The organism is Psychrobacter sp. TS_SC_6 (genome assembly GCF_056156305.1).
Window position 1 is genome coordinate 341,071 of the sequence record NZ_CM149590.1, and the last position, 14,984, is coordinate 356,054.

The following is a 14,984-nucleotide window of genomic DNA, read 5'->3' on the forward strand; positions in this document are numbered from 1 at the left end:
CATAGGTTGTATGAATCAGCCGATTGTATTGACAAGTGATTAGCCAGTCATAAAATCGATATTTTCCACCTAAAACAACAATCAATTAGCAATGAATTATTGTCTCAACCTCTGCTTAATTGGCGCTCAACATGTTAAACTATAGCAAATCTTTATGTAATTGCCTAACTAAAAATGACGAACTCAAAAATGACAAACGACGAACCTATCCACGAAGCGCCAGCTATCTTTAATAGTAAAACGCGCCCACAAAGCGCTGACGATGAGATTAGCAATTTTAGCAAGGTCAATTACCTTGAAGTCACGCGTCATCAGCACGACCAGCGCTTGGATAACTTTTTGCTTAATCGCTTAAAAGGTTTGCCAAAACCGCATATCTATAAAATGATTCGCTCAGATGAGATTCGCGTCAATAATAAGCGCTGCAAGGCTCATGATAGAGTGCAGCGTGAAGACGTGGTACGTATTGCGCCAGTGGTACTTGCCACTCGTGAAAAACCTATCATCAGTACCGAATTTGCCAAAAGCTTATTGGCGCGTGTGGTTTATGAAGATGAAGGTTTGATCGTACTTAATAAACCATCAGGTATTGCGGTTCATGGCGGTAGTGGTCTTGCATTTGGTGTCATTGAAGCCATGCGTGAAGTCACAGGTAAGAAGTATTTAGAGCTGGTGCATCGTATCGACAAAGATACTTCAGGCTTATTGATGATCTCTAAAAAACGCTCTGCGCTTAAAGTATTGCAGCAGCATCTGGTTGACAAAACCATTCAAAAGCATTACTTATGTATTGCAAAAGGTCAGCCTGCACTTAACGAACAACGTATCGATGCGCCATTGTTGCGTTATACACTGGCAAGCGGTGAGCGCCGCGTCAAGGTGGATGTAGAAGACCTGCAAACCAAAGAGAGTCAGACTGATATCGTCGTTCATGGTCGTTTTATGATTGCTGAGCAGCCTGTTAGCTTGATTGAAGCCAAGCCGCGCACCGGACGTACCCATCAAATTCGTGTACATTTGGCGCACATTGGTCATGCTATCTTGGGTGATGATAAGTATCATGTACATGACAAATCTGGCGTTCATCGTCTGTGCTTACATGCGTGGCGTTTGGATATTCCTGGTTATGAGACCATCACTGCGCCTTTACCAGATGAGATGCTCGATTGGATGCCAGAAGATATTAAAGCCAATTTACCTAAATAAGCGGCTAGTGATACGCGCTTTACAGTAGATGCCATCTATATAGATTGAGCCTTCATCCAAAACGTCACGATGTCCTATAAATAATAAGACGTCGTGACGTTTTGCTATCTGCCATTTATTATCATTATTCATGAAGGTCTATTTATGAGCCAAACTACTACAATGATCCCTGTTCAGAGTTCTCAGTCAGCAAACCTGCATCATTTAGCCGATAAGACCTTAATCATATTTGATTGGGACGGTACGCTAATGGATTCGATTGGCTTGATTGTTGAGGCTATGCATATAGCAGGTGAGGCACATGGCTTCAAGACAACCGATAAGGCAGTCAAAGATATTATCGGGTTAAGTTTAATGAAGGGCATTGAGATTTTATATCCGCATTCAAGCGATGAGCAAAAACTGTTCATTCAACAAAGTTACGCAGATTATTATATTGCTAACAGCCAGCGTACACCGTTCTTTGCGCCCATAGAAAATATGCTACAAACCTTGCAGCAGCAAAATCGTCAGCTTGCAATTGCGACAGGTAAAAAACGTAAGGGTCTAGATCGTGTTTTGGACGCTTCAGATAGCCATCATTATTTTGTTATGACGCGATGTGCGGATGAAGCAGGCTCCAAACCTAACCCACAAATGCTGACGGATATTTTGCAATATACCAAACAGCAAATCTCTGACGCCGTATTTATCGGTGATAGCATTTATGATATTCAAATGGCAAACTGTCTGGGCATGACCAGTATTGCAGTTAATTATGGTACCGCCAGCAGCGACGAGCTTGCCGCGCAGCAGCCTACATATCAGGTGGACACGCCACAAGCGTTAGCACAATTATTATGCGCTCAAATATAAATCGGCGTAAATGATAATCTTCATAAATGGTAAAAAATGATAACAAAAAAAGGGTTTATCGATAATAACGATAAACCCTTTTTTATTGAAGGATGTGAGATTTACTTGCTGTCTTCTTGAGAGCTGTCTTCTTGAGAGCTGTCTTTTTGAAGCGCATCCTGTTCGATTGCGTCTTCTAACTCATCGCCTTCTAGCAACGCAAAAGAGGACTCGATAATTTTGTCGGCTTCAAGCTGATACTCATACCAGTTACCCATAACGCCTGCTAATTCATCAAGACCTTCTTTTCTTAAGGCTGAAAACAGCTGAATACTACAGTTCAGACCCAGTTCTTTCAGTCTTTTACGGGTATTAAGCAACGCATTTTTAGAGGCACCATACTTTAGCTTATCTGCTTTCGTTAATAAGATATGAACGGGCAGTTCACCATCTTTTGCCCAACGTAGCATTTGCTCATCAAAGAACTTCAATGGATGACGGATATCAGTCATCAGCACCAGACCTGCAAGGCTTGAGCGCGACACCAAATATTCTTCTAGCTCAACCTGCCACTCTTTTTTCATCTCAAGCGGTACAGCGGCATAGCCATAACCTGGCAAATCTACCAATCGTCTATCAGCATCACCAACATTAAAAAAGTTAATCATCTGCGTACGACCAGGCGTTTTAGATGAGCGTGCCAATTGGCGCTGGTTGGTAAGCGCATTAATGGCAGAGGACTTACCAGCGTTTGAGCGACCAGCAAATGCCACCTCTAAGCCTATATCTGCAGGACACAGGCGAAAGGTTGGTGCTGACATCATAAATTCAGTTTGCTGAATACGCTGACGGGCTTTGGTATTAAAAGCCGCATGCTTGGCGGCGACATCGTTGAACGGGGTACTCATAAATGACTCATTACGGTTAAAATTTAGATACTTAAATTTAGATAGAATAGTAAAAGATTTTGCAATTGCTCGGTCAATAGCACAGCGTCTTTGGCTACTAATAACCAACTATCAATCTTTCATAAAATAAGGGCTTTAAATTACTGACTATTCTATACTATTAATGCGCTTAGTTATTGAAATAACGGTTATTAGCCGCATATTAATTACAGTAGAGATGTAATTGATATGCGGCTAATAACTCATTTTTCGATTCTTTATTCAAGCGTATTAACAAAGTTAAACTATATTCATATATATTAATTTGACATATATTGTTACAATCTCTATCAGAATAGGTTTATTCACAGATGTTAAGGCACAGAAGCAATGAAGCAAACGTCTGGACGAATGAGCCAATGGAGGTGTCTTATGTTATCAATGACCATGATTTTTGCCAAAGGCAATCGCTTTTTAGCCAGCAGTGTTAGCGCGCTCATCATTAGTGCAGCTATGATAACTGGTGCAGGGGCGGCTAGTACTGCAACGACTTATAATGAGTCCTGCGCTGCGTGTCATGACAGCGGTGCCTTGAATGCGATTAAAAAAGGCGATAGTGCCAAATGGCAGCAGCTAATAAAACAAAAAGGCATGCCTGCACTTATTAGTTCGGTCAAAAATGGTATGATTCAGATGCCAGCTGGTGGGTTGTGCGAAGATTGTAGCAATGATGACTATCGTAAGCTGATTGAGTATATGAGCGAATAATTAACTAAATATCTATTAAATCTTTATTAGTTATTTGCTAAGACATATAAATAAGGCGCAAGGGTCTAGAATCTTTTGCGCTTTTTGCCCTTTATAAACCAGAGATTGAGTCAGTGAGAGGGAAAACTACCCAATGCTACGATTAAGTAGGCAAATAGTAAAAAGTCTTGCTATAATAATCCAAAATAAACCCTGATATTAGTAAGTACTTTCGTGCTGTTTGTGATAAAGACGATAGAATATACGGCTTAGCGACTAAATAATGGCTTTGTAAATATCATGCGTCTACATAATGCAATCACTCTAAACAATGCTTACATCGAGTTAGTAGGATTTGTATCAATGAAAAAGTTAATCGCTGCCGCCAGCTTATGTGTTGCAAGTTTCAGCGTACAAGCTGCTATCACTGTTCCTGAATATGATCTTAATGCCGGCAAACAAATTGCAGAAACTGTCTGTGCTGCTTGTCATGGTGTTGATGGTGTGAGCCCTGTGCCTGCCCAGCCAAATCTTGGTGGTCAAAATGTTAAGTATTTATATAAGCAGTTGGTCAATTTTAAAGCAGGCTACCGCAAAAACGGTATCATGCAGTCGCAAGTGGCCAATTTGTCGCAGCAAGATTTAGCCAACGTTTCAGGTTATTATTCAAGCCAGAAACCTTGGGGTGTGGCGTTTGGTAATCCTGCAACCACGCAAGAAGCTAGCAAGTTGTTTTTAGGTGGTGATAAGTCGCGCGGTGTCATCGGTTGTGCGGGCTGTCATGGTCCAGACGCAGCGGGTAACGTATGGGCAGCATTTCCACGTTTAGGTGGACAGCATGCTGAATATATTGCCACCCAGCTCAAGCTTTTCCGTGCCGCTGGTCGCGTAGATGATGTTGATAGCGACGAGCAAAAGCGTGTCAACGATGCGGCAAAAGAAGGCGAAATGGGCATGATGCAGACCGTTGCTTCTAAACTGTCAGATCGTGATATCCGTATCTTGTCAGATTATGTGAGTGCTATTCACTAATATCAGATAAAGTCGGTGTTCTTTATTGCTATTCTTAATAAAAGTGCCGTTTACATTCATTTTGATTAAACTATTAAACCCCGATTTCGGGGTTTTTTTATAACTGTCAGTCCTTATATAATGGCATATTGTTAATACTTTATTTTTTCAAACTAAATCGACTATATATCAATTTGATGATTAACAGCTTAAAAGCTATTTATGCTTAACTAGCATGACTCAATGTTATTCACCTTGAATCGCTTGGATGTAAATTATGATGATTCGCTATGCTTCTTATTTTATTGCAGCGCTGCTACCATTATTGCTATTTCGCTGGTTTGCACCGGCATCGATAGGCGAGATTGATTTTTGGCTGTTGTGGCTATTGGCTATGGTGCTGGTCTCGCTACCGGTCATTTATGCTGAGATAGCATTGGCTTATCGTAGCGCTGAGGCACCTTTGGCGGGTATGCAAAAGCTCACCCGAGAAGCAGATGCTAGCGCTTTATGGCGTGGGTTTGGTTGGCTTGCTGCCTTCGTAGCCATAATCATTGCAGCGCTTGTGGTATCCGGTGCTAGCACTGGTATGTTGACTGCACTTACAGACTTAAATAGCGCACCTGAAGTGCCAAGCTTTGCGGTTGCCGCAGGCTTGATGGTCATTGCCGCATTGTTAAGCTTGTTAGGTGTGACACCCTTACCGATTGGTTTGGGATTAATGCTTATTGGATTGATGTTTGGGGTAGCAAACGGTTTGCCAAATATTACCTTTGCGATGACCAATATCAGCTTAGGAGAATGGGCACGAGCAGTTGCACTAGCACTTGTCAGTGTTGGCGCAGGTACAGGCTTATATTGGTTTGGTCAAAACCGTATTACTAAGCAAGCAGTAACAGCAGTAGGCGTAGACAATCATTATGCTCAAAATGCCTCTCGTACTCAGGCGTCAAGCGAATATCGAGCAACCAAGTTGGTGCTACCGATTTGGATATTACAATTATTGGTAGGGATGGTGGCTTTATTTATCAGTGGTATGACGCTACCACCAATCGGACAGCTACTGTATTGGGCAGGGGTAATCTTTGTCGCCAGTTACTTGCTACATTATAGTACGCAGCAGCTCGCGCATAAGTTTGGACTGCTAGTCAGTTTGGTCATAACGGCTGTCATAGCGATAGTGTTGGTTATTGCCATACCGACTATTTGGCTGGTAGGTATACTGGTTATTATCAGTACGATAGCTGTATTGTTATTGTCAGTTTTTGCAGGATGGCAGATGAAAATCAGTCACTTGCGCAAGTCTTTGAATTTTGGCAATGAAGCTTTTTATAATTTATGGCGTGTGGCGATACGTTTGATTGTGCCAGTAGCACTTTTATTAGCCTTGATAGGTTGGGTGATGCAGTGGTTAAGCTAACAGCTGATGATAAGAGTAACATGCTCCAAGACACTGTTACCCCACAAGGTGCCATGATAACGGTATACTTAGCCTATGCTGAAGATGCACAGAGTCAGCATTATCTAACCTTGTCAGTAGCTGATGGCACAACTTTGTATGCAGCATTAAAGCAAGCTGGTTGGTTGATACAGTTTGAAGGACTAGCAAAATGGTGCGATGAGGTGATTGATGTGGCAGTGCCGACAGCCAAACGTTGGCATGTCGGCATCTATGCGCAAAAACAGCCACTTAACTATCAATTGCAGCCTTTTGATCGGATAGAGGTATATAGAAGCTTAAGCGCTGATCCTATGTCTCAGCGCAAAAGCAAATCTCGAGTTTGAGGGTTAAAGCTCGCTATCGAAGCGATTATTTAGGTAGAGACTCTAAACCCTGAATGCGAGTCACTATGCCATTATTATCAAAGTAGACTTTTAGATGTTGACTGGCGTTTTTGACATCAGCGATACCTTTACGTTGACCTTCAGTCCCTGCTTGATAGTCATAAATATAGTCCCAACGGTTCGGCTCTAAGGTATCTCTAATGGCTGGGCTACCAAGAAGATAAAGTACCTGATTTTGACTCATACCCACTTGTAATTTTTGTGCTTGGGTTTGAGTAATGGGCGTCCCTTGTGGCAAATCAATCTTATAAACACTTAGTAACGAGCAGCCAGACATGGTAACAGCGGCGCCCAATATGCTGGTAATGACAATCTTGCGTAATGCGCTTGAAGAATGAAACGGACGTAAATTTAGGGTCTTTATCATGATAAGATGACTCATAAAAAATGGGTTAGGTACGGCTAAGCACAGTAGATACTGGTCTTACCGACAATCTTGGATAAATGATACGTCATTTACTTGCAATTGCCTACCACTTACGACATTATTTACCAAATGTGCGCTGGCATCATTTATTATTAATATTTTAAATTCATATACTTATAATCATATTTTTTAGAAAAAATGTACTGGAAATACATTTGATAGTGACTGATTTTGTATGAGGATGATTTTTTACAATTACTTATTCATCACTACTAATGATTATTTACCTTATGTTTTTTGAACTTATTTGCTAAGACTTTCATAGTCAGAAGGGATATTATGGCTTCTTTTACCAATCAAGACTTACGTAGAGCGGGTCTAAAAGTAACGTTACCGCGTATCAAAATTCTAGAGCTGCTTGAGAGTGCAAAGCTGCATCATATGAGCGCAGAAGAGGTCTACAAGGCGCTAATTGAGCAAGGCGAAGATGTGGGTTTAGCGACTGTTTACCGTGTGCTAACTCAGTTTGAGCAGGCAGGTATTGTCGAGCGTCACAACTTTGAAAACAATTTATCCGTGTTTGAAATTACTCAAGAAGAGCATCACGACCATCTGGTTTGTGACAATTGCGGTAAGATTATCGAATTTCATAATGAAGTGATTGAAGAAGAACAGCTTAAAGTAGCAGCAGAGCATGGCTTTAAGTTATCAGGTCACTCATTGGTACTATATGGTATCTGTGATGACCAAGCCTGTAGGGACAGCGTCAAGTAAGCATTAACTTATCGATGAGATAAAATTAAAAAAGCCCTTATATATGATGAGGGCTTTTTTATAACGGTTTCTTGGGCATAAAGAATAATAATTATGGTTAAAAATACGTCGTTAGGTAATATCTAACGATAAACTGTCCGCGCCTTCATCCAAGTTTGCCACGCCATTTTTGCTGCTGAGTTTGATTTTTAAGCGCAAATCATTGGGAGAGTCCGCATGAAGAATCGCTTCTTTATATGTAATCTCACCGTGCTCATATAAATCAAACAGCGCTTGATCAAAGGTTTGCATACCGCTATCACGTGAGCGCGTCATCACATCTTTGATTTCATGCACATCGCCTTTACGAATATAATCGCTAATCAGTTGTGAGTTCAATAAAACTTCAATAGCAGCGCGGCGTCCCTTGCCGTCAGGCGTTGGAATTAACTGCTGCGCAATAATAGCTTGTAAGTTGAGCGATAAATCCATAAACAATTGATTATGGCGACTGGTCTCAAAAAAGTGAATAATACGGTCGATTGCTTGGTTGGCATTATTTGCGTGCAAGGTTGCAAATACCAAATGCCCTGTTTCAGCATATTGAATCGCGTAACTCATGACTTCGCGGTTACGAATTTCACCAATCAAAATCACATCTGGCGCTTGGCGTAGAGTGTTTTTCAGGCCGGCTTCAAAAGAGTGGGTATCGATACCAACTTCACGCTGAGTAATAATACAGCCACGATGCTTATGGACAAACTCAATAGGATCTTCTATGGTAATAATATGACCATGCGAGTTTTGATTGCGGTGTCCTATCATTGCCGCAAGGGTGGTTGATTTACCCGTACCGGTTGCACCTACTAATAAAATAATACCACGCTTTTTCATTGCCAGCTCTTTTAGAGAGGGGGGCAGGCGTAGCTCCTCGACAGTAGGGATATTATTTTCGATTTTCCGTAAAATCATCCCTGCCATATCACGTTGTATAAAGGCACTGACCCTAAAACGTGCTTGCTGCGCCTGATCAGTAATCGCAAACTGGCACTCGTTGGTCTCATCAAACTCTTTTTGCTGATTGATTGTCATGACGCCTTTAACCAGCCTCATAGTCTGCTCAGCAGTTAAAGGCGTTTTACCAACCGGCAGTATTTTGCCATTGATTTTCATGGAAGGGGCAACATCGGCAGTAATAAAAAGATCAGAGCCATTTTTACTAATCATCAATTGTAAAAGTTTATCAATGTCCATAACGTACCTATATGTGCAATAAAATGTGCAATAAATAGAGTGAAACCTGCTTCAATAAACTTTTTTTCGAAAAATGACAGTTAATGTAAAAGATGGTTACTCAAAATCTGCAATTAGTACTATATTCATTTAGAAAGAATTACTGATATCATTTACATTATAAAAATGCTTCAGGCTGTTTAGCGTAAGGTCTTGCAACGTCTTTACTAATTGTGCCTCTCGCTACAAGATTTTTAAGGGTTTGATCAAGGGTAATCATGCCATCACCAGCACCCGTTTGGATAGAAGAGTACATTTGAGCGATTTTATTTTCTCGTATTAAGTTACGAATAGCGGGCGTACCTAACATAATCTCATGGGCGGCAATTCGCCCGCCTGTTTGACGACGTAACAATGTTTGCGAGATAACGGCTTGTAGTGACTCTGATAGCATCGCTCGAATCATGTCTTTTTCAGCAGCAGGGAAGACGTCAATAACACGGTCAATGGTTTTGGCAGCGGAACTGGTGTGCAAAGTGCCGAAAACTAAGTGACCGGTTTCAGCGGCAGTGAGCGCTAAGCGTATGGTCTCAAGATCTCGTAGCTCACCAACCAGAATAACGTCCGGATCTTCACGTAACGCTGATCGCAATGCTGGCTCAAACCCCAAGGTATCGCGATGGACTTCACGCTGGTTAATCAAGCTTTTTTTGGACTCATGAACAAATTCAATCGGGTCTTCGATAGTCAAGATATGCTCTTTACGGGTTTCATTGATATAATCAATCATGGCAGCTAGCGTGGTCGACTTACCTGAGCCGGTTGGACCAGTGACCAATACCACGCCCCGTTTAAAGTCTGAAACACGTTTAAATACTTCGCCCATACCTAGATCTTCCATCGTTAGAACTTTGGAGGGAATCGTACGAAAGACGGCGCCTGCACCGCGATTTTGATTAAATGCGTTTACCCGAAAACGGGCTAGATTTGGAATCTCAAAAGAAAAATCCGTCTCAAAAAACTCTTCAAAGTCGGCACGTTGTCTATCATTCATGATGTCATAAATGAGCTGATGAACTACCTTATGGCTCATCTCTGGCATGTTAATCCGAGTCATCTCACCATCAACTCGAATCATCGCAGGCATACCGGCTGAAATATGTAAATCTGAAGCCTTATGCTTGACAGTAAAACGCAGCAAGTCTTCAATGCTTAAATTTTGTTCAGCCATAATCAGATATTCCTATTAATAAATAAAGTGTGCCAAAATCAACATAGAAAGCAGGCGATAAGCTAGGTTCTATGACATTGTTGGAGCCAACCTCATTAAAATAGGTTAGGCGTCACCATAATTGTTACTATTACTAGAGCTTTTAGTAGCATATGTTAAACCATGTAACAATATCATAACAAGACTGTACTGATTTAACCATCTACTAACTGCGTAAAATGCAAAAATAGACTGACTGGTTTTTCGCATAGTGATAAAGCATCGATACAATCAGCTGTCTTTTATTTCGAACTCACTATATCAACAAGAGTTTTTATGAATATGTCTTCTCAGCAAGTACTTAAAAATGTCGCAATCAATCTTAGCAATAATGATGAAGCAGAAGTTCAACATCTAACTGAAAACTGGCAGCAGGTAAAGACGCAAGTGGTACAGGCATGCGAACAAACGTTGCGAGCGCCGAGCAGTGTAACTTTGCTTGCGGTGTCCAAAACCAAATCTGCTGAGATGGTGGCGACATTGGCGCGTCAAGGCCAGCATGATTTTGGTGAAAATTATCTACAAGAAGCCATTGAAAAAATACAGTTGCTACGTGAGCAAGTAGAATGTAAGCATATTGTCTGGCACTATATTGGAAGCATTCAGCGTAATAAAACCCGTGATATTGCTGAGCATTTTGATTGGGTACAAACGCTTGAGCGTGACATTATTGCCAAGCGTCTTAACGACCAACGTCCTGCTGAGCTACCACCTTTAAACATCTTGATCCAAATTAACATTGATAATGAAGACAGTAAGTCGGGATGTCTGCCAGAGCAGCTTCCAGAATTGTTAACAGCAATTAAAAATTATGAGCGTTTGCAATTGCGCGGATTGATGATTATTCCTGCTAAGGCAAACACAGATGCTTTTAAGCGCACCAAACAACTATTTGACGACATTAAGCGTACCCATCCTGAGCTGAGTCAATGGGATACGCTGAGTATGGGTATGAGTGCTGATATGACTGATGCGATTGCTAGTGGCACGACCATGGTGCGTGTTGGTACTGCGATATTTGGTGTACGTGCTTGATGTATAGTGAACTCAGTATTGAAACGATACAGTAGGACTGGGATGAATCTTACGCAGCCTCTGTCAGCGTAGTCGCAGCACGCCAGAAAAATTTATACCAGTACTGCGTTGGAATATAACGTATCTGTTTTATTTGGAATTGAATATAGTATGCATGCTTGAGGGTAAAAATTATTATAAAGCCAACCCTGACAGTACTCATAAATTATATTACGTATTAAATAAATTAAATCACATCATCAAACTTTGTCACCAGTAGCTGAGTTATTTTAAGATTGTCAGTGGCGATAATCTCAAAACGATAATTGGCATACTCGACACAGTCTGTCTTTTTAGGAATTTTACGCAGCATATACATCATAAAACCACTAATGGTTTCGTAATTTTGGCTATGTGGTAAATTGACCATGCCCAACGAACGAATGACATCTTCAATGGGCGTCATACCATCAATCAGCCAAGAGTTGTCAGTACGCTGGACAATCGGTTGTTCTTCTAACGTTACAAGCTCGCCCATCACGATGCTCATTACGTCTTTGAGCGTGATGACCCCAACCACTAATGCATACTCATTCACAATAACGGCAAAATCTGCACCCGTTGATTTAAATGTTTCCAGTACTTCAAACAAGGATAATGTATCGGGAATAAACAAGGCAGGTTTTAGTAAAGCTTTGTCTGTTAAACACACTTCTTGCTGCTCAAGTACTGAGGCTAGAAAGCTGCGCGACTCTACATAACCGATGATATGTTCCAAGTCATCGTCATTACAGACCAAGAATTTATTATGCGGCTGCTTAATCATCACAGCAACCACTTCTTCGGTGCTGGCTTTAGTATCAAAATAGACAATATGCTCGCGCGGATTCATGACTGAGGTTACGGTTCGCTCTTGCATCTCAAAAATATTTTCGATCAAATGATGCTCTTGATGCTTAATGACGCCGGCTTCTGCACCTGCATCCATCACCGCATAAATATCCTCTGACGTCATTTCATCTTGTCGTACGGTTGACACGCCTATGAGTTTGAATAGTAGGTTTGCCGCCCCATCAAATATCCAAATAATCGGTTTAAAGATGAAAATAAAGAAAATCATAGGTCGAACCATCTTGACCGCGATAGGTTCAGCGTTGGACATGGCCAAACGCTTGGGCATCAAGTCTGCAAACAACACAAACACACTGGTAACTAAGATAAATGACACCACGGACGCGGCAGTGTCATTGCCAAAAAGCTGCTGTAAATATGGACTAATGGCTGACTCGCCAATGACCCCTGCTAAGATAGCCACCGCATTGAGCGCCACTTGTACCACGGTAATAAAGCTGCCAGGTTGCTCTTGCATATTGAGCACATCGAGTGCCCGTACTTCGCCTTCCTTGGCCATGACTTGTAACTTGATTTTGCGAGCGGAGGCAAGCGCCAGCTCCGAACTGGAAACGATAGCGCTTAGCGCAATTAATATAAAAATAAACACACCAGCGGTTAGCAAGCTCATGACATACTCGGATAGAAATAGGTAAGGTAGATAGATTTACAGTAATGGTTGAAGATAATAATTGGTAGGTTTTGAGGTAAAAGACATTGAGTTATTAGCATTTATTTAGGCACAAAAACTAAAAAAGCTGGGCAAGCACCCAGCTAATTATAAAGCAATTTTATGATATTAGATAAAAACTTAAATTTATCAAGCCTTTAAAAAAGGGCTCTAAAAGGTTTTTTGATAAATTCAGTATCAAGGCTTAGCCTTTTATTGACCATTTATTGACGAGCGGATAACGGCGCTCACGACCAAAGGCTTTATGGCTAATCTTAGTACCAATTGGTGCTTGTGCGCGCTTATATTCGCTACCATCGACCATTTTGATGACTTTGGCGACCAAATCAGCATCGAAGCCTTTATCGACAATATCTTGATAACTCATATCTTCATCGATATATGACATTAAGATACCATCTAATACATCATAATCAGGCAAGCTATCTTGGTCTTTTTGATCAGGACGTAGCTCAGCAGATGGTGGACGCGTAATGACGCGCTCAGGAATAACAGGCGTATCTTCTAAACGGTTACGATAGCTGGCCAATTTATAAACCTGTGATTTATACACGTCTTTTAGGACGTCGAAACCGCCTGCCATATCGCCATATAAGGTTGAATAGCCAACAGCTAGCTCTGATTTATTACCAGTCGTGATGACCAAATGCCCAAATTTGTTAGACAACGCCATAAGTACCACACCGCGTGCACGTGCTTGGATGTTCTCTTCAGTGGTATCAGCAGGAGACTTGTTAAATAGTGGCGCAAGTGTATGACGGATACCTTCGACCGCATCAAAGATAGGACAAACAGTATAAGAGACATTGAGACGGCGTGCTTGGGCTTGCGCGTCCTCTAAACTGATTTGAGAGGTATATTCATAAGGCATCATGACTGCATAGACCTTGTCAGCACCTAGTGCATCGACTGCGATACAGAGTGTCAATGCTGAATCAATACCACCTGACAGACCAACGATGATGCCAGTAAAGCCTGAAAGATTGACATAATCGCGCAAACCAACGACCAATGCTTGATACATCTCAGACTCACGGCTCAATGACAGTGGTGCTTTTGCTTGGCTGTCAAATTTTGCCGTCTTCACATCGAAGCTTGTGAGTAGCAACTGATTCATAAAGCGTGAAGCTTCATGCGCGACACTACCGTCAGCTTGAATCGCCATAGAACCACCGTCAAATACCAAGTCATCTTGACCACCAACGGCATTCACATAAATAATCGGTAAATTGTTTTCGCGGCTACGCTTGGCCAGCATAGTTTTGCGAGCATCTTGCTTTTCAATCTCAAATGGTGAGGCGTTTAAGCTTACAATCAAGTCAGCGCCTTGTTTTTTGAGCTCAGAAATAGGACCTTTTTCCCATAAGTCTTCACAAATCAGCAGACCAATGGTTATGCCTTTATAGTCAAATAAGACTTGGTTGCGACCTTTGTCAAAGTAACGGCGCTCATCAAACACACCATAGTTCGGCAAGAGTTGCTTATGGTAAAAGCCTTTTTGATGACCATTATGCAAGATAGCAGCGGAGTTAAAGGTGCCATGATGGTCGACATGCGGGTAGCCTACAATCATGACGATGTCATCAATATCGCTTAGCGCAGATAATGCGCTTTTGATACGACCTGATAGGCTTGGACGCAGCAATAAATCTTGTGGCGGATAGCCCAATAATCCAAGCTCTGGAAAGACAATCACATCGGCGCCTTGCTCACGAGCTTGTAATGCCAAAGTGCGCATTTTTTCAGCGTTGGCCTTGATATCGCCTACTAAGAAGTGTGATTGGGCTAAAGCAAAGGTGACGCTATCTTGCGATTTTGAAGCTTGGTTGCCCTTATTGGAAGTGGTAAGGTTGGGGTTGTCAGTATCTTTTGACATTGTTATTGTTCCTATCAATAGGTTATTTAAATCTGTTATATATTTTTTGGTTTCAAATAAAACCAAATAAAAATATGTTTCCGAAAACGACTCAAAATAGGTATTTAAAATCATTTACTCAAAATAAGGTGCTTAAATAGTGCATCAGTATCATGAGCATCAAACATGTATAGGCATGAATGTCATGCAGATGTGCCCTCTCAATTGATGCAGAACTGCTCTAAAAATACTGCTAAATACCATCTAGAGTAAGATCACAGACGAGAGGTGTTTTATAGACGCTAAGGGTTTACCTTAATAAAAGTAATAAAGCCAAACCAACAGAGCGTCATTTAAAAGCATAAATCAATCCCTTTAGT

At 41.4% G+C, this 14,984-nt stretch carries 14 protein-coding genes; 8 read left to right on the plus strand and 6 right to left on the minus strand.

Going from position 1 to position 14,984, the window contains the following annotated elements:
- Positions 1 to 189: 189 nt before the first annotated feature.
- Together AC0J5Y_RS01490 and AC0J5Y_RS01495 are read left to right on the plus strand one after the other, a co-directional pair.
- Positions 190 to 1,206: an RluA family pseudouridine synthase gene (locus tag AC0J5Y_RS01490; RefSeq protein WP_475131213.1), complete on the plus strand. Its 1,017-nt coding sequence runs from the start codon at positions 190 to 192 to the stop codon at positions 1,204 to 1,206.
- A 144-nt stretch (positions 1,207 to 1,350) separates the two neighbouring features.
- Entirely contained in the window at positions 1,351 to 2,061 is a 711-nt protein-coding gene (locus AC0J5Y_RS01495) for an HAD family hydrolase (RefSeq protein ID WP_475131214.1), read from the plus strand.
- 101 nt (positions 2,062 to 2,162) lie between these two features.
- Here the strand turns inward: AC0J5Y_RS01495 and yihA are convergent, their stop codons facing one another.
- Positions 2,163 to 2,948, minus strand: a complete 786-nt coding sequence (gene yihA, locus AC0J5Y_RS01500; RefSeq protein ID WP_475131215.1) for a ribosome biogenesis GTP-binding protein YihA/YsxC — start codon at positions 2,946 to 2,948, stop codon at positions 2,163 to 2,165.
- A gap of 411 nt (positions 2,949 to 3,359) precedes the next feature.
- Between yihA and AC0J5Y_RS01505 the strand changes: the two genes are divergently transcribed.
- The 4 genes from AC0J5Y_RS01505 (at position 3,360) to AC0J5Y_RS01520 (ending at position 6,470) form a co-directional block, all read left to right on the plus strand.
- Positions 3,360 to 3,695, plus strand: coding sequence for a c-type cytochrome (locus AC0J5Y_RS01505; protein ID WP_475131216.1), 336 nt, complete (start codon positions 3,360 to 3,362; stop codon positions 3,693 to 3,695).
- 342 nt (positions 3,696 to 4,037) lie between these two features.
- Positions 4,038 to 4,706, plus strand: a complete 669-nt coding sequence (locus AC0J5Y_RS01510; RefSeq protein WP_475131217.1) for a c-type cytochrome — start codon at positions 4,038 to 4,040, stop codon at positions 4,704 to 4,706.
- 256 nt (positions 4,707 to 4,962) lie between these two features.
- The gene (locus AC0J5Y_RS01515; RefSeq protein WP_475131218.1) at positions 4,963 to 6,105 is read left to right on the plus strand and encodes a hypothetical protein; all 1,143 of its coding nucleotides are present in this window, start codon (positions 4,963 to 4,965) and stop codon (positions 6,103 to 6,105) included.
- A gap of 20 nt (positions 6,106 to 6,125) precedes the next feature.
- Entirely contained in the window at positions 6,126 to 6,470 is a 345-nt protein-coding gene (locus AC0J5Y_RS01520) for an RnfH family protein (protein ID WP_475131219.1), read from the plus strand.
- Positions 6,471 to 6,495: 25 nt separating this feature from the next.
- Here AC0J5Y_RS01520 and AC0J5Y_RS01525 read toward each other — a convergent pair whose 3' ends face one another.
- Entirely contained in the window at positions 6,496 to 6,912 is a 417-nt protein-coding gene (locus AC0J5Y_RS01525; protein ID WP_475131220.1) for an outer membrane protein assembly factor BamE, read from the minus strand.
- A gap of 324 nt (positions 6,913 to 7,236) precedes the next feature.
- Between AC0J5Y_RS01525 and fur the strand changes: the two genes are divergently transcribed.
- Positions 7,237 to 7,671, plus strand: a complete 435-nt coding sequence (fur, locus tag AC0J5Y_RS01530) for a ferric iron uptake transcriptional regulator (protein WP_475131221.1) — start codon at positions 7,237 to 7,239, stop codon at positions 7,669 to 7,671.
- 111 nt (positions 7,672 to 7,782) lie between these two features.
- Here the strand turns inward: fur and AC0J5Y_RS01535 are convergent, their stop codons facing one another.
- Positions 7,783 to 8,904, minus strand: coding sequence for a PilT/PilU family type 4a pilus ATPase (locus tag AC0J5Y_RS01535; RefSeq protein WP_475131222.1), 1,122 nt, complete (start codon positions 8,902 to 8,904; stop codon positions 7,783 to 7,785).
- 157 nt (positions 8,905 to 9,061) lie between these two features.
- Positions 9,062 to 10,114 (minus strand): type IV pilus twitching motility protein PilT, encoded by a 1,053-nt coding sequence (locus AC0J5Y_RS01540; protein WP_020442648.1) that lies wholly within the window; start codon positions 10,112 to 10,114, stop codon positions 9,062 to 9,064.
- Positions 10,115 to 10,429: 315 nt separating this feature from the next.
- Between AC0J5Y_RS01540 and AC0J5Y_RS01545 the strand changes: the two genes are divergently transcribed.
- The gene (locus AC0J5Y_RS01545) at positions 10,430 to 11,188 is read left to right on the plus strand and encodes a YggS family pyridoxal phosphate-dependent enzyme (RefSeq protein WP_475131223.1); all 759 of its coding nucleotides are present in this window, start codon (positions 10,430 to 10,432) and stop codon (positions 11,186 to 11,188) included.
- A gap of 226 nt (positions 11,189 to 11,414) precedes the next feature.
- On the opposite strand, the gene paeA is transcribed toward AC0J5Y_RS01545, so the two are convergent.
- Both paeA and AC0J5Y_RS01555 read right to left on the minus strand, forming a co-directional pair.
- The gene (paeA, locus tag AC0J5Y_RS01550; protein WP_475131224.1) at positions 11,415 to 12,689 is read right to left on the minus strand and encodes a polyamine export protein PaeA; all 1,275 of its coding nucleotides are present in this window, start codon (positions 12,687 to 12,689) and stop codon (positions 11,415 to 11,417) included.
- A gap of 244 nt (positions 12,690 to 12,933) precedes the next feature.
- The gene (locus AC0J5Y_RS01555; RefSeq protein WP_475131225.1) at positions 12,934 to 14,625 is read right to left on the minus strand and encodes an NAD+ synthase; all 1,692 of its coding nucleotides are present in this window, start codon (positions 14,623 to 14,625) and stop codon (positions 12,934 to 12,936) included.
- Positions 14,626 to 14,984 lie beyond the last annotated feature (359 nt).